Source organism: Citrobacter braakii (genome assembly GCF_002075345.1).
Classification (GTDB): Bacteria; Pseudomonadota; Gammaproteobacteria; order Enterobacterales; family Enterobacteriaceae; genus Citrobacter; species Citrobacter braakii.
This window is the reverse complement of sequence record NZ_NAEW01000002.1, coordinates 251,869-274,221: the sequence shown is the minus strand read 5'-3', so window position 1 is coordinate 274,221 and position 22,353 is coordinate 251,869. Positions and strand designations below refer to the sequence as shown.

The following is a 22,353-nucleotide window of genomic DNA, read 5'->3' as shown; positions in this document are numbered from 1 at the left end:
GAGCGATATTTGGAGAGTTGCTAGTCAACAGGACTCCACGAAGCCGCGGAGTCCTGCAGGACGGGAGTGTTTACACAATCCGACAGGCGTCGGCTTCCCAGCGATACCCTACGCCATAGACCGCGCGGATAAACGACTGCTCCGCATCCAACGATTCCAGCTTGCGTCGCAGGTTCTTAATATGGCTGTCGATGGTTCGGTCGGTAACGACTCGGTAATCGTCATAGAGATGATTGAGCAACTGTTCACGGGAGAACACTTTTCCCGGTTCATGCGACAGCGTTTTGAGTAAGCGAAATTCAGCAGGCGTTAAGTCGAGCATTTTCCCACGCCAGGACGCCTGAAAACGACCTTCATCGACGATCAACGGGCTGTCAGCATCCATCTGTTGCAGTTCGCGCTGCGGCTTGCAACGGCGCAGAATCGTCTTCACGCGAGCAACAACTTCACGCGGGCTGTAGGGTTTGCAAATATAATCATCCGCACCGATCTCCAGCCCCAGCAGGCGATCAATTTCTTCTATCTTGGCGGTTACCATCATGATGGGGACTTCAGAGAATCGGCGGATTTCCCGGCACAGAGTCAGGCCGTCGGTACCAGGCAGCATCAGATCCAACAAGATCAGGTCGGGCGGCGTCTGACGCACGTAAGGAAGAACCAGATCGCCGTGGCTGATGAGCGTAGGAGCGTAGCTTGCCGCACGCAGATAGTCGATAAGCAGTTGCCCCAGCTTGGGCTCGTCTTCTACGATCAGAATACGCGGCGTGTTTTCATCAATGGGTAACTCAGTCATACATCTCTCTGTAAATCGCGTTCCAGCGGTAATGTTACTGTAATGCTAACCCCGCCAAAAGGCGAATGGGCGGCGCGAATCAGACCATTATGCGCCTGTACGATATTGACGCAAATTGCCAGCCCCAGCCCGGAACCACCGCTGGCACGGTTACGCGAGCCTTCGGTGCGATAAAAGCGTTCAAACAGCTTCTGTAACTGGTCTTCACTTACGCCGGGAGCGGAATCAGCGAAGGTTAATAAAACCATACGCTCGCGTTGTTCGGCGCTGATGTGCAGCCCACCGCCGCTGTCGGTGTAGCGCAGACTGTTTTCCAGCAGATTGTTGAACAACTGCATCAGACGATCCCTGTCGCCAAATACCGTCATGCTGTCCGGGAGTGAAAGTTGTATCGTCAGTCCACGGCTGGCAAAGCGTTCACGAAATGCGCCACTTGCCACTTCCAACAGCGGGATGAGATCCAGCGATGTTTTCTGGTAGGCCAGCGCGCCTTCATCGGACATGGAGAGCTGATGCAGATCGTCCACCAGCTTGGTGAGCGTACCGACTTCAGCTTGCAAAGAGGCAACGGAATCAGGGGTGAACTGGCGTACGCCATCCTGAATGGCCTCCAGTTCACCGCGCAACACCGCTAACGGCGTACGCAGTTCGTGAGAAATATCGGCCATAAAGTCACGACGCATCTGCTGGTTTTTTTCCAGCGTACTGGCAAGCTGGTTGAAGTCCTGCGCCAGCTTGCCCAGCTCATCCGTACTGGTCGGCGCAACGCGAGTGGTGAAATCACCGGCCGCCAGTTTGTGCGTGCCTTCCACTAACCGCTTGACCGGGGCCAGCAGGCTGCGCGCCAGCGTAAACGTTGCCAGCGCCGCCAGGATCGTGGAGAGCGCGACGATGAGCCAACTGGAACGTCTTTGCTGCATGTCGAAATTGATATCCGTATTGCGCGTTAAGCGTTCCACGGGAGAGGCAATCACGGCACCGACTTCGCTACCGTTGACGCGGATCGGATGGCGCATACCGTCACGGGGGACCGGAGCACGCGGACCGACCAGCACGCGGGCATTTTGGTCGACAACCCAAAACTGCGTACGCCAGCCGTGCGGCGGCATGCCGGGGCCGGGTTTATCATCGTCGTTGTCGTGTTCAAAAGAGCGCAGGATCTGAAAAACAAACCGATCGTTATTGCGTAAGAATCGCCAGTTGCCGTGCTGTTCATACTGCTCGCTTAATGCGTCGCTGAGCATTTGCAGCCGCTGTTCGTTACCGTGCTTGATATAGTCAATAAAACCGCGTTCGAAGCTTATGCGTACGGCCCAGTGCATGCTGATCAGCAACACGATGCAGGTGGCGAAAATCGCCAGAAACAGTTTGCCGGTGATACCGGGCCGCCAGAACTTCATCAGGTGCTCCTTTTGCGCCGTGAAATCACCGCGTTGGTTTGCGTGTCGTTCGGCACGCGGGCAAAAATAATGGCGGGCAGCGCGATAATGAATGCGATGCACAGCCAGGTATACATAAAGACGGTATGCGTACTTCCGCTGTCGATGACGCTATGCTGCTGACCGAACATGCCTAGCAGCAGTCCCGCGATGGTCACCCCGATACTCATCGACAGCTGCATGATCATTGACAGCAGGCTGTTACCACTGCTGGCGAGATCGTCAGGCAGGTCTTTTAACGTCAGGGTGTTCATGGATGAAAAGCGCGTTGAGTTGACCATTCCCTGTAAGAACAGTACGAAGGGCAGGGCGTAATACCAGCCGAGCAGCGCGGTGGTCATCAGCAGCAGACTGACCAGCGACAGGCCAAGCGTTGTAGCGACCAGTACGCGACGGTAGCCAAAGCGATTAACGACCTGCACCACAATGCGCTTCATGCCCATACTGCCGAGCACCATCGGGATCATCATCAGCCCGGCATGAAAGGGCGAAAAACCGAGGCCTATTTGTAAAAACACCGGCGTCATAAACGGCAGCATACCGCTACCGATGCGTCCGGCAAAACTGCCGAAAAGACCCAGCGAGAAGGTCGGTGTGCGAAACAGATTCAGGCTGAACAGCGCGCGTGGATTACGATGGGCGTGTTTCAGATACAGCGCAATAGCCAGCACTCCGCAGATAACCAACGCTGCCAGCGAGATACTGGAGATGCCGGTTCCTTTACTGCCATCAAGTGCCAGCGTCAGTACCGCCATGCCGACTGCCAGCATCGCAAATCCGGAGAGATCGAAGCGTCGGGTTTGCATGGTGTAGTTGGGCATCAGCATTAACGTCGCTATTGTGCCGACAATACCAACCGGAATGTTAATCAAAAATATCCAGTGCCAGGAGGCGTACTCAACCAGAATACCGCCTAATGCCGGTCCCAGTAGCGGGCCAATCTGACCGGGCAATGTGACAAACGTCATCGCCGCCATATATTGCTCACGCGGGACGATTTTCATCACCGTTAGCCTGCCGACCGGCACCATCATCGCACCGCCAACGCCTTGTAAGACGCGCGCTATCACCAGCTCGTTGAGTGTGCTGGACCCGGCGCAAAACAGCGAGCCAAGCGTAAACAGGATGATGGCGGTGAAGAAGATATTACGCACGCCAACTTTGTCCGCCAGCCATCCGCTGGCGGGCAGCATCACGGCAACGGTTAAAACATATGACACAATGACCATATGCATGTGTAACGGGCTTTCCCCGAGGCTTGCCGCCATCGAGGGAAGCGCAGTATTCACGATGGTGGTATCCAGCGACTGCATAAAAAAGCCGAATGCCACAATCCAAAGTTGCCAGCGGGTGCTGTCGGGAAGTTCTGTCATAACTCTGCTACCGGTTTGCTGTTTTTACGCGAAAAACGCAGACGCAGACGGTCGAAAAAGAGATAGACCACGGGCGTGGTGTACAGTGTCAGGAGTTGACTCACGACCAGCCCGCCGACAATGGTTATCCCCAAAGGTTGACGTAGTTCAGAGCCATCCCCGGCGGATAACACCAGCGGCAGCGCGCCAAACAACGCCGCCAGCGTGGTCATCATGATTGGGCGAAAGCGCAGCAGGCAGGCCTGGAAAATGGCTTCTTCTGGCTGCAGCTTGCCGTTTCTCTGCGCTTCCAGCGCAAAATCGACCATCATGATGGCATTTTTCTTCACAATGCCAATTAATAGCATTATCCCTATCAGGGCGATTAGGCTGAACGGGGCATTGAACAGCTCCAGCGCCAGCAAAGCCCCGACGCCAGCTGAAGGTAGCGTGGAGAGAATGGTCAGGGGATGAACATAGCTTTCATACAGCATACCCAGAACGATGTAGACCGTGGCGATGGCGGCGATAATCAGGATCACCTGTGAGTTCATGGTGTCCTGAAATACCTGTGCCGTGCCGGCAAAGCTACCGCGAACTGTGGAGGGGACGCCGAGCTGGGTCATGGTTCTGTTGATAGCCTCTGTCGCCTCAGACAGTGAAGAACCTGTTGGCAGGTTAAACGACACGGTTGAGGCAGCGGACAAGCCCTGATGGTTTACCGACAGCGGGGCATTCGCCGGTTGCCATTTGGCAAAGTACGATAGCGGGATTGCCTTACCGTCATTGTTGATGACGAACATTTTATCCAGCGCGCTGATGTCCTGGGTGTAACGTCGATCGACCTCCATCACCACTTTGTACTGGTTCATCGGTTGATAAATAGTTGAAATTTGCCGTTGTCCAAAAGCGTTGTTCAACAGGCTGTTAGCGGCTGCAACGTCGATCCCCAGACGAGACATGGTGTCGCGATCGTAGACCAGGTTCATTTCCGCGCCATTGTCCTGCTGATCGGAGTTGACATCCGCCAGTTGGGGCAGGGCGGCAAGCGCCTTACGGATCTTCGGTTCCCACTCGCGCAGCGCCGCCAGATCGTCGGAAAGCAATGTGTATTGATAGCTGGCATTGGCCTGGCGACCGCCGACGCGAATATCCTGCACCGCCATCAGAAACAGATTCGCGCCAGGCTCTTTTGCAAGCGCGACGCGCAGGCGGTCGATCACCTGCTGAGCGGTTTCACCGCGCTCATCGCGTGGCTTGAGGGTGATAAACATCATCCCGCTGTTAACCCGGGAACCGCCGGTAAAACCGGTGACGTTATTCACCGCCGGGTCGTCGCGGATGATCTTCATAAAGTCCTGCAGTTTGCCGCGCATCGCCTGGAAAGAGATGCTCTGGTCGGCCTGAATCCCCCCCATCAACACGCCCGTATCCTGCTCCGGGAAGAAGGTTTTGGGGATGGAAATATAAAGCCAGATATTCAGCGCAATGGTGCCAAGTAACACCACGCCTACCAGTCGCGTATGGCGCAGCACCCATTTAAGCGAAGTGCCGTAACTCTGTTGCAGTGCCACCAGCACACGACCAAAACCTCGTTTACGAGACTGTTCACGCGGGGCGCTGGATTTGAGCATCCAGCCACACATCATTGGCGTTAATGTCAGCGACACCAGCAGCGAGATACCGATAGCAACTGACAGCGTGACGGCAAATTCGCGCAGCAAGCGCCCAGGCAATCCGCCCATTAACAGCAGCGGGAGGAACACCGCTACCAGCGACAGGCTCATTGAGAGCACCGTGAATCCCACTTCGCGCGTACCCTGTAGCGCCGCCTGCAGTGGCTTCATTCCCGCTTCCAGGTGGCGGGCAATATTTTCCAGCACCACGATCGCGTCATCAACGACAAATCCCGTGGCAATGGTCAACGCCATTAATGACAGGTTGTTCAGGCTGAACCCGCACAGATACATGGCGGCAAAGGTACCGATCAGCGAGACCGGAACCGCTACCGCAGGGATCAGGGTCGCGCGCCCGGAGCGCAGGAAAACAAAGACCACCAGAATAACCAGCGCAACGGAGATAATCAGCGTCTGTTCGACTTCCTCCAGCGAGGCGCGAATGGTCGGTGAACGATCCTGGGCAATTTGCAGATCGATGGCGGCCGGGACCAGCGTTTGTAACTCCGGTAATTTGGCCCGAATGCTGTCTACCGTTTGAATAATATTGGCTTCTGGCAGCTTGCGGATCATCAGCAGGATAGCCGGTTTTGCGTTGGTCATCCCCGCGTTACGTACGTCCTGCACCGAGTCGCTCACAGACGCAACATCGCCCAGCCGCACCGCAGCGCCGTTATTGTAGTGGATAATAATCGGCTGGTACTCGGCGGCGGTTTTCAGCTCATCGTTGGTTTGTACCTGCCAGCGATGGGTATCATTCTCGATAGCTCCCTGCGGCTTACGCACATTGGCGTTAGCAATCGCGCTACGCACGTCGTCCAGCGACACGCCCTGATTAAACAGCGCTTGCGGATTAAGCCCTACGCGCACGGCAGGCAGAGAGCTGCCCCCAACGTCGACGTCACCCACGCCGTCGATTTGCGCGATGGTCTGTGCTAATTGGGTTGATGCGAAATCGTACAGTTCACCCTGCGAGTAAGTGTCCGACGTGAGCGTCAGGATCATGATTGGCGCATCGGAAGGGTTGGCTTTGCGGTACGTGGGGCGGCTTGGCATACCGCTGGGTAGCAGGCTTTGCGCTGCGTTAATCGCGGCCTGAACATCCCGCGCCGCGCCATTGATGTCACGGTCGAATTTGAATTCAAGAATAATGCGCGTACTGCCAAGGGAACTGCTCGAGGTCATTTCGTTCACGCCCGCGATGCGCCCCAGTGAGCGCTCCAGCGGGGTGGCTACCGAAGACGCCATCGTTTCAGGGGAAGCGCCCGGTAATGATGCGCTGACCATGATCACCGGGAAATCCACCTGCGGCAGCGGAGCTACCGGCAGCAGACGAAAGCCCAGTATCCCGCACAGGGTGATGGCCACCGAAATGAGAATGGTCGCCACCGGACGATGAATGAAAAGCGCGAAAAATTTCATTTACGCTTCCTCTTCCTGACGCGGGAAGCGGCTTTTCACGTACAGCGACAGACGGTCAAACAGCAGATAAATCACCGGGGTGGTAAACAGGGTTAATACCTGGCTTACCAGCAGACCGCCGACCATACCAATTCCTAATGGACGACGTAATTCGGCCCCCACGCCGGTACTTAACATCAGCGGCAACGCGCCGAGCAGTGCCGCCAGCGTAGTCATCAGAATCGGGCGAAAACGCAGCAGACAGGCCTGGAAAATAGCGTCGCGTGGGGTCATGCCCTGTTCGCGCTCCGCGGCAAGGGCGAAGTCGATCATCATGATGGCGTTTTTCTTGACGATACCGATAAGCAAAATAATGCCGATAATCGCGATGACGTCCAGTTCACTGCCGGCAATCATTAACGCCAGGAGGGCGCCGACGCCCGCCGTGGGTAGCGTGGAGAGAATGGTAATCGGGTGAATAAAGCTCTCATACAGCACGCCGAGGACGATATACATCGCGACAACCGCAGCCACAATCAACCAGATGGTATTACCCAGTGCGGCCTGGAAAGCGAGCGTACTGCCCTGGAACTGGGTGGTAATATTTGCTGGCAGATTGAGCGTTTTTTCGGCATCCAGAATTGCCTGCACCGCATCGCCCAGCGAATGACCGTCCGGTACGTTGAACGAGATGGTGGTGACCGGGAACTGATCGAGGTGGTTAATCGACAGCGGAGCGAAACGCTGTTCAATGCTGGCGATTGCGCTAAGTGGAACCACGCCGCCGTCGCTGCTGGTCAGACGGATAGTGTCCAGTGCAGCAAGCCCCGGCGTACTGTTGGTGTCATGTTCCAATACGACGCGATACTGGTTGGCCTGGGTGTAGATGGTTGAAATCAGTCGCTGGCCGAAGGCGTTGTACAGGGCGTTATCGACATCCGCCATGCTGATGCCTAAACGGCTGGCGCTATCGCGATTGACGTTCACATACGCCACCAGCCCTTTGTCCTGCCAGTCGCTACTGACATCGGACAGTTGCGGTAGCTGGTGAAGTTTTTCTAACAGCTGTGGAACCCAGGTGCTGAGGGCGTCAAGGGACGTTGCTTGCAGCGTAAACTGATATTGCGTCCGGCTGACCTGGGTATCAATCGTCAGGTCCTGGGTGGGCTGAAGATAGAGATCAACGCCGGGTACTCTGTCAACCGCGTCCTGTAGGCGTGCGATCACTTTCTGCACGCGATCGTCGCGATCGTCCAGCGGCTTAAGGTTGATTTGCAGACGCGCGCTGTTCAATGCCGGATTAGTACCATCCACGCCGACAAAAGCGGTCAGGCTCTCGACCGCCGGATCTTGAAGGATGACATCGGAAACCTGGCGCTGGCGCTGGGCCATGCTGGCAAATGAACTGGACTGCGGCGCCTGCAGCGTACCCTGGATGATGCCGTTGTCCTGGATCGGGAAGAACCCTTTGGGGATAAAGACCCATAACATAACGCTCAGTGCCAGCGTGCCGAACGCCACGCCCAGCGTGAGCCACGGATGGTTCAGCACTTTTGCCAGCCAGTGACCGTACCCGGCAATGACGCGATCGAACATACGCTCCGAGGCGCGGGAGAAGCGGTTTTGCTTACGCAACGAGGCCTGATTAAGCATGCGCGCGCACATCATCGGCGTGAGGGTGAGCGAGACGACGGCGGAAATCAGAATTGCCACGGCCAGCGTAACGGCAAACTCGCGGAATAATCGGCCAACGATATCACCCATAAACAACAGCGGGATCAGCACGGCAATTAGCGAAAATGTCAGAGAGATGATGGTAAAACCAATCTCACCAGCCCCCTTCAGGGCGGCAGTCAGCGGTTTTTCGCCTTTTTCGATATAGCGAGAAATATTCTCGATAACCACGATAGCGTCATCCACTACGAATCCTGTCGCGATGGTTAGCGCCATTAGGGTCAGGTTATTGATGGAGAAATCAAGAAATACCATCACCGCGAAGGTGCCGATGAGCGACAGCGGAACGGCGACCGCAGGAATAATCGTCGCCGGAATATTGCGCAGGAACAGGTAGATGATCATCACCACCAGCGCAATCGCCAGCATTAGCTCAAACTGGGTGTCTGCAACGGAGGCACGAATATTGGTCGTACGATCCGAAAGCACGCTGACCTTAACTGATTTGGGCAGGCTTTCGGTGAGCTGCGGCAGCATTTGACGGATACTGTCTGCCGTGGAGATGATGTTCGCCCCAGGCTGGCGCTGAACATTCATTACAATGGCTTGTTGCTTATTGGCCCATGCGCCCAGCCAGCTATTTTCTGCCCCTTGTTCGACGGTGGCGACATCGCCCAGACGAACCGGTGCACCGTTTTTATAGGCCACGATGAGCTGGCGATATTCGTCTGCGGACTGCATCTGGTCGTTGGCGGAAAGGGTGACAGCACGCGTTGGGCCATCAAGACTCCCTTTTGCCGAATTGACGTTAGCCCCGGTAATGGCTGTACGGATGGTTTCGCTGGTCAGACCGAGTGCGGCAATAGCCTGTGCGTTAAGCTTCACGCGGACCGCCGGTCGTTGCCCGCCGGAAAGTGTTACCAGACCGACACCGGAAACCTGAGAGATTTTCTGCGCGACGCGGGTTTCGACCATATCTTCCACCTGCGTCATCGGCATGGCGCTGGACGTGACCGCCAGCGTCATGATCGGTGGATCTGCCGGGTTTACCTTGCTGTAGACTGGCGGATTGGGCAGATCGCCCGGTAATAAATTGGTGGCGGCGTTAATCGCAGCCTGAACTTCCTGCTCGGCAACATCCAACGGCAGCGTCAGTTGAAACTGCAACGTGACGACCGATGCGCCGCCGGAACTTTGCGAGGACATCTGTTTTAAGCCGGACATCTGTCCGAACTGACGCTCAAGTGGTGCGGTTACCGCCGAGGTCATGACGTCCGGGCTGGCGCCCGGGTACAGCGTAACGACCTGAATCGTGGGGTAATCGACTTCCGGTAAGGCAGCGATCGGCAGGAAACGATAACCGATAATACCGGCAAGCAAAATCGCGACCATCAGCAGCGTGGTGGCGACAGGTCGCAGAATAAACAGGCGTGATGGCCCGCCTGTGTTGTGCGGAGGTAACACCTGCATCAGGAGTTAGCTCCTTTTTTGCCGTATCCGCGGGGCGCAGTTTTCTCATCCTGAGCAGAGGCGTCATGCGCCTCTACGACTTCTACTTTTGCGCCTTCCGTCAGGCGGTCAATACCGTCGGTTACGACCCGATCGCCTGCGGACAACCCGGCGGCGATCACTACTTTTTGGCTATCCTGAATACCTGGTTTAACCAGATGTTTGCTCACTTTATTATCGCTGTTCAGCACCCAGACAAAATGGCCCTCATTGCCCATCTGCAGGGCGGCCGTTGGGATCACCACGGCATTTTGTTCCGTGTCGACCAGCATGCGGGCGTTAACGAACTGGTTAGGGAATAAAGCATCATCCTGATTGTTAAAACGGGCTTTAACTTTGATGGTTCCGGTCGTGGCATCAATCTGATTGTCGAGACTGAGCAGGACGCCTTCGCTCAGTTTTTGCGAATTGGTTCGGTCCCAGGCTTCAACCTTTAACGGAGTCCCCGATTTTTGCGCCCGCAACACGGTGGCAATGTCGTTTTCAGGCAAGGTGAATATCAGGTCGATAGGATGGGTTTGCGTAATAACGACGATTCCGGTGGTATCGCCGCTGGAAATTTGGTTACCGACGTCGACCTGCTTCAGACCGACACGCCCCTCTACAGGCGCGGTTATCCGGCTCCAGTCAAGCTGCAATTGGGCGCTGGCGACGCTGGCTTCATCGGCTTTGATTGTCCCTAACGTTTCATTTACCAGCGCCTGCTGGGCATCCAGCTCCTGGCGCGAGACCAGATTAGTTTTCACCAGCTGTTGATAGCGGGCAAGATCGCGACGGGCATTTGCCAGCGTGGCTTTATCTTTGGCCAGTTGGCCCTGCGCCTGAGCCAGAGCAACTTTGAACTGGCTGGGATCTATCTCTGCCAGCAGGTCGCCGGCTTTTACCTGCTGTCCTTCCTCGAAGTGTAAGGCAATGAGCTGACCATCCACCCGGCTACGTACCGTGGCGGTATTTGCGGCAGTAATGGTACCCAGCCCTGTCAGGTAACGCGGAACGGCTTCCATGGCGGCGGTGGCAGCCTGAACGGGAGCCAACGGCCCGGAGCGCATTCCACGCCGTCCCGAACCTGGCGTGTGCTGCGCTGGTTTGGTAGCGCCCGGTGCGTTTTCCTGGGCGTCGTTACGGTTTTGCCAGAACCAGATGGCGGCGACGGTGGCCACAACGATCGCGATTGCTATCACCCAGCGGGATTTTTTACTGCCTTTCATTGTTATAAGTTTCTCATCCTGAAACGATTCGCGGAATGATACTAGTTTAGCCAGCGAACAAGGGAGAAAAATGGAGGAATTATGAAACACTGTCGGGATTCGTCTGAATGCTGATGCGGCTTTGCGAAGCGTTACGCAACAATCGGTGGTGAAAATAGCGAATACGTGATTGTGCGTTAGAGTGCTGACAAGGCAAAAAGGAGGAGAGCCAGAGATTTCAGCGGAACGCTGGTACGGAAAAGCCCCTCCCGAGGAAGGGGCCAAAATAAGGAAAGGGTTATGATGAAGCAGGTCATCATACTGGTGATACCCTTAGTGATTAGCTTACCGGCTTACTAAGACACCAGGGGGAGGGGAAGCCCTCCCTAACCCTCACACCTGAAAATAAGCCACAGCAATGGTGATGTCAATACGCGTACTTTTCAGCATGCGAGCCGCTTAGCGGAAAACAACGTCAGCCCAGCGGGCCAGTCCGGCAGTAACGGAACCGAAATCATCGCCCCCCGCGATCGGAATCCCGGGAAGTTGCTGGGCGAGGGCTTTTTTAATCAGCGGCGAACGCGCGCTACCGCCGGTCAGGTAAATCACGTCCGGTTTTTCCTGCGCGTTTTCCAGCGCCAGTTGAACCTGCTCCAGAATGCGCGCCAGGGGCTGATTGAGCGCAGCTTCCAGCCCGTGTTGACTGATATCGGTTGCCAGCGTGTTGCTGATAAACGGTATCGCCGCCGTCACAATGGTCTGATCGGAAAGCGCGATTTTGCTCTCTTCTGCGCTACGCACCAGGCGATAGCTCAGACGCTCGCGCCAGACTTTAAGCAGTAGGGCGACTTTATCGGCTTCTTTCGCGTCACGGACAAGATCGTTGAGCAAGCGACCGTTGGCGCTACTGTAGAAGTCACTTTGCGCGGGAACATCGTTGATCGCGACCGCGTTCCACCAGGGCAGAATAGGTAAGGCGATCCCTTTTTCCGTTTCTCCCCCCATACCGAGCAGCGGCATCAGATGTTTAAACGCCAGAGCAATATCCAGATCGTTCCCGCCAACGCGGCAGCCGCTGTGCCCCAGCAGGCTGTTTTCGCGATCGGCGCGCTGGTGCCATTGCGGCCCCATCAGCAGCAGTGAACAGTCGGTTGTACCCCCGCCAATATCCACCACCAGCACGCGTTTTTCTTCCTGCAGCGTGGCTTCGTAATCCAGACCAGCCGCTACCGGCTCGTACTGGAAGACGACATCCTGAAAACCGGCGCGTTTAGCCGCACGTTCAAGAATACCCTGCGCCTGGGCGTTGGCGTCATCGCCCCCTAACCCCTGGAAGTTGATGGGACGACCAATAACGGCCTGGGTGATGGCTTCCGGCAACTGATTTTGTGCCTGGTTGCGTATGTGCAGCATCATCGCGCAGACCAGATCTTCAAACAGCGCAACCTGCTGCGGCTTCAGACCGCTGGCACCCAAAAATGATTTTGGCGATTTAACGAAATACACCTCTTCCGGGTCTTCAATATATTGACCCAGCGATGCCAGACCGAACTGCACGCTGTTGGCGTTAACGTCGATGTCTTCTTCGCGGTTATAGCGCATCGCGCGGCGAAGCAACGCCTGCGTTTCGTCGTCCGTGGTTGGGATGTCGTGATGGCGATACAGCCACTCGCTGACCGCTTCGCGCGTTGGCGCGCACAGCATTGAAGGCAGAAGCGTGCTGTTATTTTCCATTTTGAGCAGGTGAGGCTGCCCGTCACGCATAACGGCCACTGAACAGTTTGCCGTACCGTAGTCAAAACCAATAAACACCGTAAAAATCCCCATGCCAGTGAAGAAGGGGCGTGACTTTAACGAAATGTTGACGCTCCGACAACTGGAATATGAAAGCAAGGCGCATCGATTGAATACCGTTTATGCTGTAGGTTTGCATAAAAAGGAAAACTGAATGTTCACGCTGAGCTGGCAACCGCCTTATGACTGGCCCTGGATGCTGGGATTTCTTGCCGCCCGTGCGGTTGACGGTGTCGAAACGGTGGAGGAACTGAGTTATACCAGAATCCTGTCCGTAGGGGAGCATCGGGGTCTGGTGCGCGTCGTACCGGATTTGCACGCCAATGTGCTACACGTGACGTTAAGTTCGGGATTACAACCCGCCGCCCCCGAGTGCCTGGCGAAAATAACCCGCTTGTTTGATCTTACCTGTTGCCCGCAGCAAATAGTCAGCGCGCTGGGAAGCCTTGGTGCGGCGCGTCCGGGACTGCGCCTGCCGGGATGTGTCGATGCTTTTGAGCAAGGGGTACGGGCGATTTTAGGGCAGTTAGTCAGCGTGGCTATGGCGGCAAAACTGACAGCGAAAGTCGCGCATGCTTATGGCGACACGCTGGAGGATGCGCCAGGGTATGTTTCTTTTCCCACGCCTGAAGCGCTTGCTGACGCCGAACCTCTGCACCTGAAAGCGTTAGGGATGCCGCTCAAACGCGCTGAAGCGTTGATTCACCTGGCGCGTGCAACGCTTGAAGGAACGCTTGCGACAGTAGCGCCTGACGATATTGAGCAAGGTGTTAAGCAACTACAAACGTTTCCCGGAATAGGGCGCTGGACCGCCAACTATTTTGCGCTGCGTGGTTGGCAGGCGAAGGATGTTTTTTTGCCGGATGATTATCTGATTAAACAGCGTTTTCCCGGCATGACGCCAGCCCAGATCCGGCGGTATGCAGAGCGTTGGAAACCCTGGCGCTCCTATGCACTCTTGCATATCTGGTACACGGATGGCTGGCAACCGTCAGTTGATGGCGAAATTACTGGTATTCAGTAGCAGATCCAGCGGTTGGGCGTTGGCGATAATGTCGCCATAAATCATATCAATACCGATGCCAGAAAGCGCATCCATGATAAGCGGTAACTGCACCGGACCGGCGATGCTTTTAATGTCCAGGCGCTGGGCATGGCCCTGGATAATGGACACCCACATCTCGTCAATCAGGTCTCCGTGAGCGCTGGCGCTTAGCTCGCTGTCAAGCAACAGGTAATCGACAATGTGGTATTTCAGATTGTCAAAAAGCTCTAAATCACGACCGACCTGACTTAACACAATTCGACAACCGAACTGACGTAGCCGATGCAGGGCGGATATCGCCTGCGTTGGATTCGTTTTGATGACGCTGGCCGGAACGGTCAGGTGCAGCAGCCGTGGCGGTAACGGGCTATGTTGCAATTGTTCCAGCAGCTCATCAACAAGTTCTGAATTGAGCAGCCCGGCGGCGGAAAGGGGGAGCGCAACACTGAGGCCCTTGCTGGCGACTGCTGGGGCCGCATTCTGGAAGAATTCGCTGAATACCCGACGGTCGAGCGCTTGATTCAATGTGGGATCGACCAGCCCGGTACGGAATGTCTGCTCTTCAATCACTTCGCCTTCAGCGGTCCCTAAGCGTAGCGATATAAGCCAGAAGCTAAACGTCTCAGGTATACGTGGAGAAGCCACGCCTCTGGCGATCATCAGCATCGGGCTGTGCATAATGGTATGCTTTTGTTCGTCCAATGACAGTTGGCTACGCGCGGCATGCGCCTGGCTTTGCTGTGGTTCATAGACGCAGACACGCCCACGTCCGCTGTTTTTCGCCGCGTAGCAGGCGATATCCGCCTGAGACATGACGTCAGTCGCAACATGGTTTTTGTCATCAATCAGCGTAATTCCCGCACTGGCGCCAATGCGGTGCAAGCGGCCATCCCACATGAAGTGGTAATCGTTAATAGCACTGATGATGCGACCTGAGATGAAGCGGGCGCTTTCGATATTACAATCCGGCAGCAACAGACCAAACTCGTCGCCGCCAAGGCGCGCCAGCATATCGCTGGACCGCAGCATGCTTAGCATCAGTGAAGAGAGTTCGCGCAGCAGGGCATCGCCTGCGGCATGCCCTGCGCTATCGTTCACCGCTTTAAAACGATCAAGATCGATAAAAACCAGCACATGACTCTGGTGTGCGTCGTGCACCGTATGCAGCAACTGTTTGAGATGGTTTTCAAAGCTGACCCGATTGGCCAACTGCGTCAGGTCGTCATGCGAAGCGCTGTAGCTAAGCTGGCGCAGCATCTTACGTGACTCGGTGACATCCTGAATGACCAGCACCGAGCCAATGCTGCCGCCATCAAGGGTGCTGAGGGGCGTGATGCTGTACTGAATGTCATAACTGTTGCCGTTGCGACAATGCAGGACGACTTCTTGTTCCATTGCCTTACGTGACATGTCGGCACTGTAGATATTTTCCATCAGCGGACCGTTATCGCCGAAAGTAATACGCAGTACCGTCAGGAGCGGAATGCCAATTGCGTTTTCCTGCTGCCAGCCGCTCATTTTCTCAGCGACCGGATTCATAAAGGTCACATTCATGTCGACATCAATACAAATCACCGCCTCGCCGATGGAGTCGAGTGTAATATGCAAACGCTCTTTTTCTTGGAACAGCGCTTCGTTGAGCTGCTTCACCTCGGTCATATCCATATTGATGCCAAGTAAGCGTTCAACTTCACCGTCTTTATTCAGTACCCGGTTGGCCAATGAGCGGATATGCCGTATGCCACCTTTTACCGCGATACGAAACTCAAGCTTAAACGGGGCTCGTGCGGCCAGCGAATCGCGAATCACATTTTCGGCGTGTTCGCGATCTTCAGGCACAACGCATTCATACCAGACTTGCCAGCTGGGCTTGATATGTGCCGGGACTTCGTAGAGATCGAACATACGCTTATCCCAGCTGATCACATCAGGCTGCAGTTCCCATTCCCAAATGCCGATCCCCCCGGCTTCATTAGCGAGCGTAATGCGCTCCATCAGCCGTTTGTTCATCCACTCGGTGTGCTTCAGATCGTTAATGTCTTCAATCTGCGCAATAAAGTAGAGTGGGGTGGTGTCGCTATGGCGCACCAGCGAAACGGCCAGCAAGGCCCATACCACCTCGCCTGCGCGCGTGTAATAGCGTTTCTCCATGGAATAGCTGTTAATTTCCCCGCGTGCCAGCATGTTTAACTGTTCGAGGTCATTGTTCAAATCTTCCGGCCAGGTTAATTGCTGGAAGGTGAGCGAACGTAGCTCCTCCTGGCTATAGCCCAGAAACTGGCACAAGGCTTTATTGGCCTGTAGCCATTGCCCCTCAGTCCCGACCAGCGCCATGCCAATTGCGGAATATTCCATAGCATTGCGAAAGCGCGCTTCGCTTTCTGAGATGTGCTTGCGTTCAGCCCGAAACGCGTACATCACCATGGTCATCATATTGGCTGGCAACAGGATCATCAAAAACGGCAGCCACGGTATGCTGGTCATCATGTTCTGTTTGGGGGTGTAGAGCAGCGAAGGGTCAGCGGCCAACATCAGCGAAACCATCATCACGGTGCTGAGGAAAATTAAAAACGCCTCCATACGCGGCAGACGGACAGCGCTCCACATCAACAGGACAATAACGCAGGTAAACGGCCATGGAATGAACATCATCGACAGCCAACTGAACGTTAACGTCACCAGAAGCGTAATCAGGGTTTCAAGCAGTAATCGCGGATTGCGGTGGCGCAGCAGATAATGTGGCTTAAACAGTAAACCTAATGGTACCAGCGCCAGCGCGCCGATGGATTCTGACAGCACCCAAATGAGGAAGGTATTTAACGACGTTTCTTGCGGTAATAATAACCAGAGTAATACGCCGCCCAGCAGCGGAGGGACCACTGCGCTGCCGAATGCCAGGCGCGCCCAGTCATTGAGATTTTGTAAAGGATTGTACCAGGGCAGCAGTTTGCGCAATAACATTGCCCCCACGACAGCCTCAATAATGTTGATGGCCGTGTAGGTAAAGCTAAGCGACTCGCCGGGGAAGAAGAGCAAAGAACCCGCGATGTTACCCAATGAGCACGCCAGCGCGATCCCCGGCCACATTTTTCCCGCATGGCGGTAAAAAGCCACCATCATGATTGAGGTCGGAAACCACAGCGGCGCCAGCTGCGCCCCGAAACGAGACAGTTCCAGCGAGAACAGCGTAAAGATGAAAGCCACCAGACCTAAACTGGCCAGGCGCAGTAGAGGATGAGGTAAGGTAACTAAAACATGTTGGGATTGTTTACTCATTACCACTCTACCCAAATAGCCGTTGTCGCCCAGTAGAGATGCCGGACGCATCACATTTAATCTGGGTTTATGCTAGTACAAATAATTTACAATTTATACGCCAGCTGCTCATAAATTAACACTCTCAAGCTATTAATTACTAAGGCTGGCGAATAAATGTAGCGCATGCTTTAAATATGACCGTTTTAATTTGCGACAGGGAAGGCATTGGTGCAGCCTGGGCTGGCGTCGCGCCGCTGAAATCCCTATAATTGCCGCGTTTGGCGTTTCGGCGCCGCCCTTCCTAACATCCAGGTTAATCAGGTCGCTAAATTTATGACTGATCAGTCCCATCAGTGCGTCATTATCGGCATTGCCGGCGCATCGGCTTCCGGCAAGAGTCTTATTGCCAGTACTCTTTATCGCGAATTGCGTGAACAAGTCGGTGACGAACATATTGGCGTTATTCCCGAAGACAGCTATTACAAAGATCAAAGCCATCTATCGATGGAAGAGCGTGTAAAAACCAACTACGACCATCCGAACGCGATGGATCACAGCCTGCTGTTCCAACATCTGCAAACGCTGAAACGCGGTAGTGCCATTGAGCTGCCGGTGTACAGCTACGTTGAGCACACGCGCACGCAAGACACTATTCATATCGAACCCAAGAAAGTCATCATCCTGGAAGGCATTTTGCTGCTGACGGATGCGCGTTTGCGTGATGAGATGAACTTCTCTATTTTTGTTGATACCCCGCTGGATATTTGCCTGATGCGCCGTATCAAGCGCGATGTGAACGAACGCGGTCGTTCAATGGATTCAGTGATGGCGCAATATCAGAAAACCGTCCGTCCGATGTTCCTGCAATTTATTGAGCCTTCAAAACAATACGCCGACATCATTGTGCCGCGCGGGGGTAAAAACCGCATCGCCATCGATATTCTGAAGGCTAAAATCAGTCAGTTCTTTGAATAAGTTCAGCGAATTGTGTACCGTTCAGTGATAACCTGGTTCACCCTTAATGCACCTGGCATTAAGGGGTTGAAGCACGAAAGGAGAAAGTGCCATGCGTTTATGTGACCGAGATATTGAAGCCTGGTTGGATCAAGGTCGTCTGTCGATCAATCCACGCCCTCCTGTCGAGCGAATCAACGGCGCCACGGTAGATGTGCGCCTTGGCAACAAATTCCGTACGTTCCGCGGGCATACGGCGGCGTATATCGATCTGAGCGGACCGAAAGATGAAGTCAGCGCCGCGCTGGATCGCGTGATGAGTGATGAAATCGTCCTCAAAGACGGCGAGGCATTTTTCCTGCATCCGGGCGAACTGGCGCTGGCAGTGACGTTCGAATCCGTGACGCTGCCTTCCGATCTTGTGGGTTGGTTAGATGGCCGTTCTTCGCTGGCGCGTCTGGGACTGATGGTACACGTCACCGCACACCGTATCGATCCGGGCTGGTCTGGCTGTATCGTACTGGAGTTTTACAACTCCGGAAAACTACCGCTGGCCCTGCGTCCTGGCATGCCGATTGGCGCATTAAGCTTCGAACCGCTTTCCGGTCCGGCGGCGCGACCTTACAACCGTCGTCAGGATGCAAAGTATCGCGATCAGCAGGGCGCCGTTGCCAGCCGGATCGATAAAGACTGAGTATTTTCAGTCCATTGGGGATAGCATGAGACGATTTCTGACGACGCTGATGATTCTACTGGTCGTGCTGGTGGCCGGTTTTTCTGCGTTAGTACTGTTGGTGAATCCGAATGATTTCCGCGCATATATGGTCAAGCAGGTTGCTGCGCGTAGCGGATATCAGCTGCAGTTAGATGGCCCTCTGCGTTGGCACGTATGGCCACAGCTGAGTATCCTCTCGGGGCGCATGGTGTTAACGGCTGAAGGCGCCAGCGAACCCCTGATTCGTGCCGACAATATGCGTCTTGACGTCGCGTTGTGGCCGCTGTTGAGTCACCAGCTCAGTGTGAAGCAGGTGATGCTCAAAGGCGCGGTGATTCAACTGACCCCGCAAACTGAAGCGGTGCGCGGCGAAGATGCGCCCGTTGCCCCAAAAGACAATACGTTGCCCGACCTGGCTGAAGACAGAGGATGGTCGTTTGATATTGCCCGCCTGCGTGTTGCCGATAGTGTTCTGGTATTCCAGCATGAAGACGATGAACAGATCACGGTTCGCGATATTCGTCTGGAGATGGAACAGGATAACCAGCACCGCGGCACGTTTGATTTCTCCGGGCGCGTTAACCGCGATCAGCGTGACCTCGCATTATCCTTCAACGGCAGCGTTGATGCCTCCGACTATCCGCATAACTTATCCGCGAATATTGAGCAGCTAAGCTGGCAACTGCAGGGGGCCGATCTACCGACGCAGGGGATCAAAGGTCAGGGACAGTTTCAGGCGCAGTGGCTGGAAGAGAAAAAACAGCTCGCGTTTAGCCAGATTCATTTGACCGCTAACGACAGCTCTCTCGCCGGGCAAGCTTATGTGACATTGTTGGATAAACCAGAATGGGCCGTCGACCTGAAGTTTGGTCAGCTCAATCTGGACAATCTGCTCGTACAGCGTGAGGCTGTGACGACGAACGGTGAGATTCAGCAAGGTCAGAGTCAGTCAACGCTGGCGCGCCCCGTTATTGCTTCTCAAGTTGATGCCGTTTCGTATCAGGGACTGAAGGGATTTTCGGCAGACATCGCTTTGCAAGCTGACAAAGTGCTGTGGCGGAAAATGGTGTTTGACAATGTCTCGGCAAAAATTGACAACCAGTTCGGCTTATTGAACGTTACGCAGTTGCAGGGGAAAAGTGACGGTGGGCTGGTGTCGCTTCCTGGTATGCTGGATGCCAGAAAAGGACAACCGCGAGCTGTCTTCCATCCGCGCCTGGAAGGCGTAGAAATTGGTACTATTCTGAAAGCCTTCAACTACCCCATCGCCCTCACCGGTAAGCTATCACTGGCAGGGGATTTCTCTGGCTCAGATATTGATGCCCAGGCGTTTCGTCATAGCTGGCAAGGGCAGGCCCATGTCGAAATGAGCGATACGCGAATGGAAGGAATGAACTTCCAGCAGATGATACAACAGGCCGTCGAGCGTAACGGTGGGGATGTTAAAGCTCAGCAAAACCTGGATAACGTGACCCGGTTGGATCATTTTGTAACCGATATGACGCTGGATAACGGCGAGGTTACGCTGGATAACATGGCGGGTGAGTCGGCGATGCTGGCGCTGACCGGCAAGGGAACGCTGGATCTGGTGAAGCTGAATTGCGACACGCTGTTTAACATTCGCGTGCTGGGCGGCTGGGATGGCGAAAGTAAGCTGATTAACTTCCTGAAGGCTACCCCAGTTCCTCTCAGAGTCTACGGTCAGTGGCAGGCGCTAAACTACAGTCTGCAGGTCGACCAGATTTTGCGTAAGCATTTGCAGGATGAAGCGAAACGTCGCCTTAACGACTGGGCCGATCGCAATAAAGACTCCCGCAACGGTAAAGATGTTAAAAAGTTGCTGGATAAACTCTGATTCATATTGCCGGATGGCGGTTGATGCCGCCTCCGGCTCGTGATTTACACCTCGTAATCCATCTCTTCTTCACTGTGCAGCGGTATCAGTTGGACTTTTTGCACGCGATGATTTTCCACCTGCAGGGTTTTTAGTCGATAGTCGCCAACCTGAACTTCCTCCCCGGTTTTCGGGATGCGCTGCAAATACTCCATTAACAGTCCGGCAATGGTGTGATATTCACGCTTATCATCTAACGGGATAGGCACGTACTGCACCAGATCTTCCAGCGGCATGTGTCCGTTTGCGGTCCATGAACCATCCGCGTTTTTCTGAATGTCATGGCGGGCGTCAATCTCCTCTACCTCATTTGGCAGGTTACCGGCGATGGTTTCCATCACGTCACTGAGCGTTACAATCCCTTCAACTGACCCAAATTCATCGGCCACAAAAGCGAAGTGCGTCCGGGCGTTACGGAACTGCTCCAGCGCCGGAAGCAGCGGCAGAGTTTCCGGGAACACCAACGGCTGGCGAATCAAGACGCGTAAGTCGAGCGGCTCGCCGCGAAGAGATTGCTGCAGCAGGTCGATGACATGCACCACGCCCAGCAAGTCTTCCTGCTCATCTTCGCCGGTGACCACCAGACGCGTATGCTGGTTTTTTTCCAGCAAAGCGCGGATTTCTGTTTCCGGCGCATTGAGGTCGATGTGCTCAATATCATGGCGCGAGGTCATGATACTGCTGACAGTACGCTGATTAAGGTTCAGCACACGTTCAATCATCCGCCGTTCCTGAGGGGCAAAAATTTGGCCTTCATGATGGTCTGCCAGCATGGCCGCGGTTTCGGCATCCAGTTCGGCGTCTTCTTTTTGCCCGCTCAGCAGTCGCATTACCGCCTCGGCGGTGCGCTGGCGCAGGGTATGGTTGGCTGACAGGAAGCGACGGCGGTTAAAGATAGCTAACTGGTTCAATGCTTCTATCATGACCGAGAAGCCGATGGCGGCGTACAGGTAACCTTTCGGAATATGGAAACCAAACCCATCGGCGACCAGACTGAAACCAATCATCAGCAAGAAGCTCAGGCACAGAATGACGATAGTGGGATGGCTGTTGACAAAGCGCGTCAGCGACTTGCTGGCAAGCACCATCAGGCTGATGGCAATAATCACCGCAGCCATCATTACCGCCAGGTGATCGACCATCCCCACGGCGGTAATGACGGAATCCAGGGAGAAGATGGCGTCCAGCACGACTATTTGCGCGACGACGCCCCAGAACTTAGCGCCTTTACGCTGGGTCGGGTTCTCGCTGTCTTTGCCTTCCAGCCGTTCGTTTAGCTCCATGGTGGCTTTAAACAGCAGGAAGAAACCGCCGAACAGCATGATCAGATCGCGCGCGCTGAAGCTCAGGCTGCGAATGCTGAACAGCGGCGTGGTCAGCGTTACCAGCCATGATATTGATGCCAACAGCAGCAAGCGCATGACCATCGCCAGCAGTAGCCCGGTAATACGCGCCTTATCCCGCTGGGCTGGAGGCAGTTTCTCCGCGAGGATGGCAATAAAAACAAGATTATCAATGCCAAGAACAAGTTCGATCACGATTAGCGTGACGAGTCCGGCCCAGATTGACGGATCGGCAATCCATTCCATAGTAAATGCTATACCCATAGTTGTATGACAATTGTCACAATTCGATCATGGGTAAAACTGGCGAAAAATGCAA

14 protein-coding genes are annotated in these 22,353 nt (G+C 54.7%); 5 read left to right on the top strand and 9 right to left on the bottom strand.

What is annotated here, in order from left to right:
• Positions 1-70: 70 nt before the first annotated feature.
• From baeR to BZK42_RS05765, 6 genes are read right to left on the bottom strand one after another with little or no spacing between them, the layout of a single operon-like run.
• Positions 71-793, bottom strand: coding sequence for an envelope stress response regulator BaeR (gene baeR / locus BZK42_RS05790; protein ID WP_016156936.1), 723 nt, complete (start codon positions 791-793; stop codon positions 71-73).
• Complete coding sequence (gene baeS, locus BZK42_RS05785) at positions 790-2,193, bottom strand: envelope stress sensor histidine kinase BaeS (protein WP_080858887.1); 1,404 nt, start codon at positions 2,191-2,193, stop codon at positions 790-792. The genes baeR and baeS overlap by 4 nt, the downstream gene beginning before the upstream one ends.
• The gene (gene mdtD, locus BZK42_RS05780) at positions 2,193-3,605 is read right to left on the bottom strand and encodes an MFS transporter (RefSeq protein WP_080858886.1); all 1,413 of its coding nucleotides are present in this window, start codon (positions 3,603-3,605) and stop codon (positions 2,193-2,195) included. Before mdtD ends, baeS begins: the two co-directional genes overlap by 1 nt.
• Positions 3,602-6,682 (bottom strand): multidrug efflux RND transporter permease subunit MdtC, encoded by a 3,081-nt coding sequence (mdtC, locus tag BZK42_RS05775; RefSeq protein ID WP_016153604.1) that lies wholly within the window; start codon positions 6,680-6,682, stop codon positions 3,602-3,604. The genes mdtD and mdtC overlap by 4 nt, the downstream gene beginning before the upstream one ends.
• Positions 6,683-9,805 (bottom strand): MdtB/MuxB family multidrug efflux RND transporter permease subunit, encoded by a 3,123-nt coding sequence (locus tag BZK42_RS05770; RefSeq protein WP_053388846.1) that lies wholly within the window; start codon positions 9,803-9,805, stop codon positions 6,683-6,685.
• On the bottom strand, positions 9,805-11,052 hold the full coding sequence (locus BZK42_RS05765; protein ID WP_080858885.1) for an MdtA/MuxA family multidrug efflux RND transporter periplasmic adaptor subunit: 1,248 nt from the start codon (positions 11,050-11,052) through the stop codon (positions 9,805-9,807). Before BZK42_RS05765 ends, BZK42_RS05770 begins: the two co-directional genes overlap by 1 nt.
• A gap of 279 nt (positions 11,053-11,331) precedes the next feature.
• Between BZK42_RS05765 and BZK42_RS29650 the strand changes: the two genes are divergently transcribed.
• Positions 11,332-11,391, top strand: coding sequence for a type I toxin-antitoxin system Ibs family toxin (locus BZK42_RS29650; protein WP_131405213.1), 60 nt, complete (start codon positions 11,332-11,334; stop codon positions 11,389-11,391).
• Between the two features lie 99 nt (positions 11,392-11,490).
• Here the strand turns inward: BZK42_RS29650 and yegD are convergent, their stop codons facing one another.
• On the bottom strand, positions 11,491-12,843 hold the full coding sequence (yegD, locus tag BZK42_RS05760; protein WP_016156931.1) for a molecular chaperone: 1,353 nt from the start codon (positions 12,841-12,843) through the stop codon (positions 11,491-11,493).
• A 136-nt stretch (positions 12,844-12,979) separates the two neighbouring features.
• Between yegD and alkA the strand changes: the two genes are divergently transcribed.
• Positions 12,980-13,849 (top strand): DNA-3-methyladenine glycosylase 2, encoded by an 870-nt coding sequence (gene alkA / locus BZK42_RS05750; protein WP_080858884.1) that lies wholly within the window; start codon positions 12,980-12,982, stop codon positions 13,847-13,849.
• Here alkA and BZK42_RS05745 read toward each other — a convergent pair.
• Positions 13,817-17,146 (bottom strand): diguanylate cyclase, encoded by a 3,330-nt coding sequence (locus tag BZK42_RS05745; RefSeq protein ID WP_075848513.1) that lies wholly within the window; start codon positions 17,144-17,146, stop codon positions 13,817-13,819. The genes alkA and BZK42_RS05745 overlap by 33 nt on opposite strands.
• Positions 17,147-17,461: 315 nt before the next feature.
• Between BZK42_RS05745 and udk the strand changes: the two genes are divergently transcribed.
• From udk to asmA, 3 genes are all read left to right on the top strand, one after another.
• Positions 17,462-18,103, top strand: coding sequence for a uridine kinase (udk, locus tag BZK42_RS05735; RefSeq protein WP_003036776.1), 642 nt, complete (start codon positions 17,462-17,464; stop codon positions 18,101-18,103).
• Between the two features lie 91 nt (positions 18,104-18,194).
• Complete coding sequence (gene dcd / locus BZK42_RS05730) at positions 18,195-18,776, top strand: dCTP deaminase (RefSeq protein ID WP_016153598.1); 582 nt, start codon at positions 18,195-18,197, stop codon at positions 18,774-18,776.
• 25 nt (positions 18,777-18,801) lie between these two features.
• On the top strand, positions 18,802-20,652 hold the full coding sequence (gene asmA / locus BZK42_RS05725; RefSeq protein ID WP_080858883.1) for an outer membrane assembly protein AsmA: 1,851 nt from the start codon (positions 18,802-18,804) through the stop codon (positions 20,650-20,652).
• 44 nt (positions 20,653-20,696) lie between these two features.
• Here asmA and BZK42_RS05720 read toward each other — a convergent pair whose 3' ends face one another.
• Entirely contained in the window at positions 20,697-22,280 is a 1,584-nt protein-coding gene (locus tag BZK42_RS05720; RefSeq protein WP_065554132.1) for a TerC family protein, read from the bottom strand.
• Positions 22,281-22,353 lie beyond the last annotated feature (73 nt).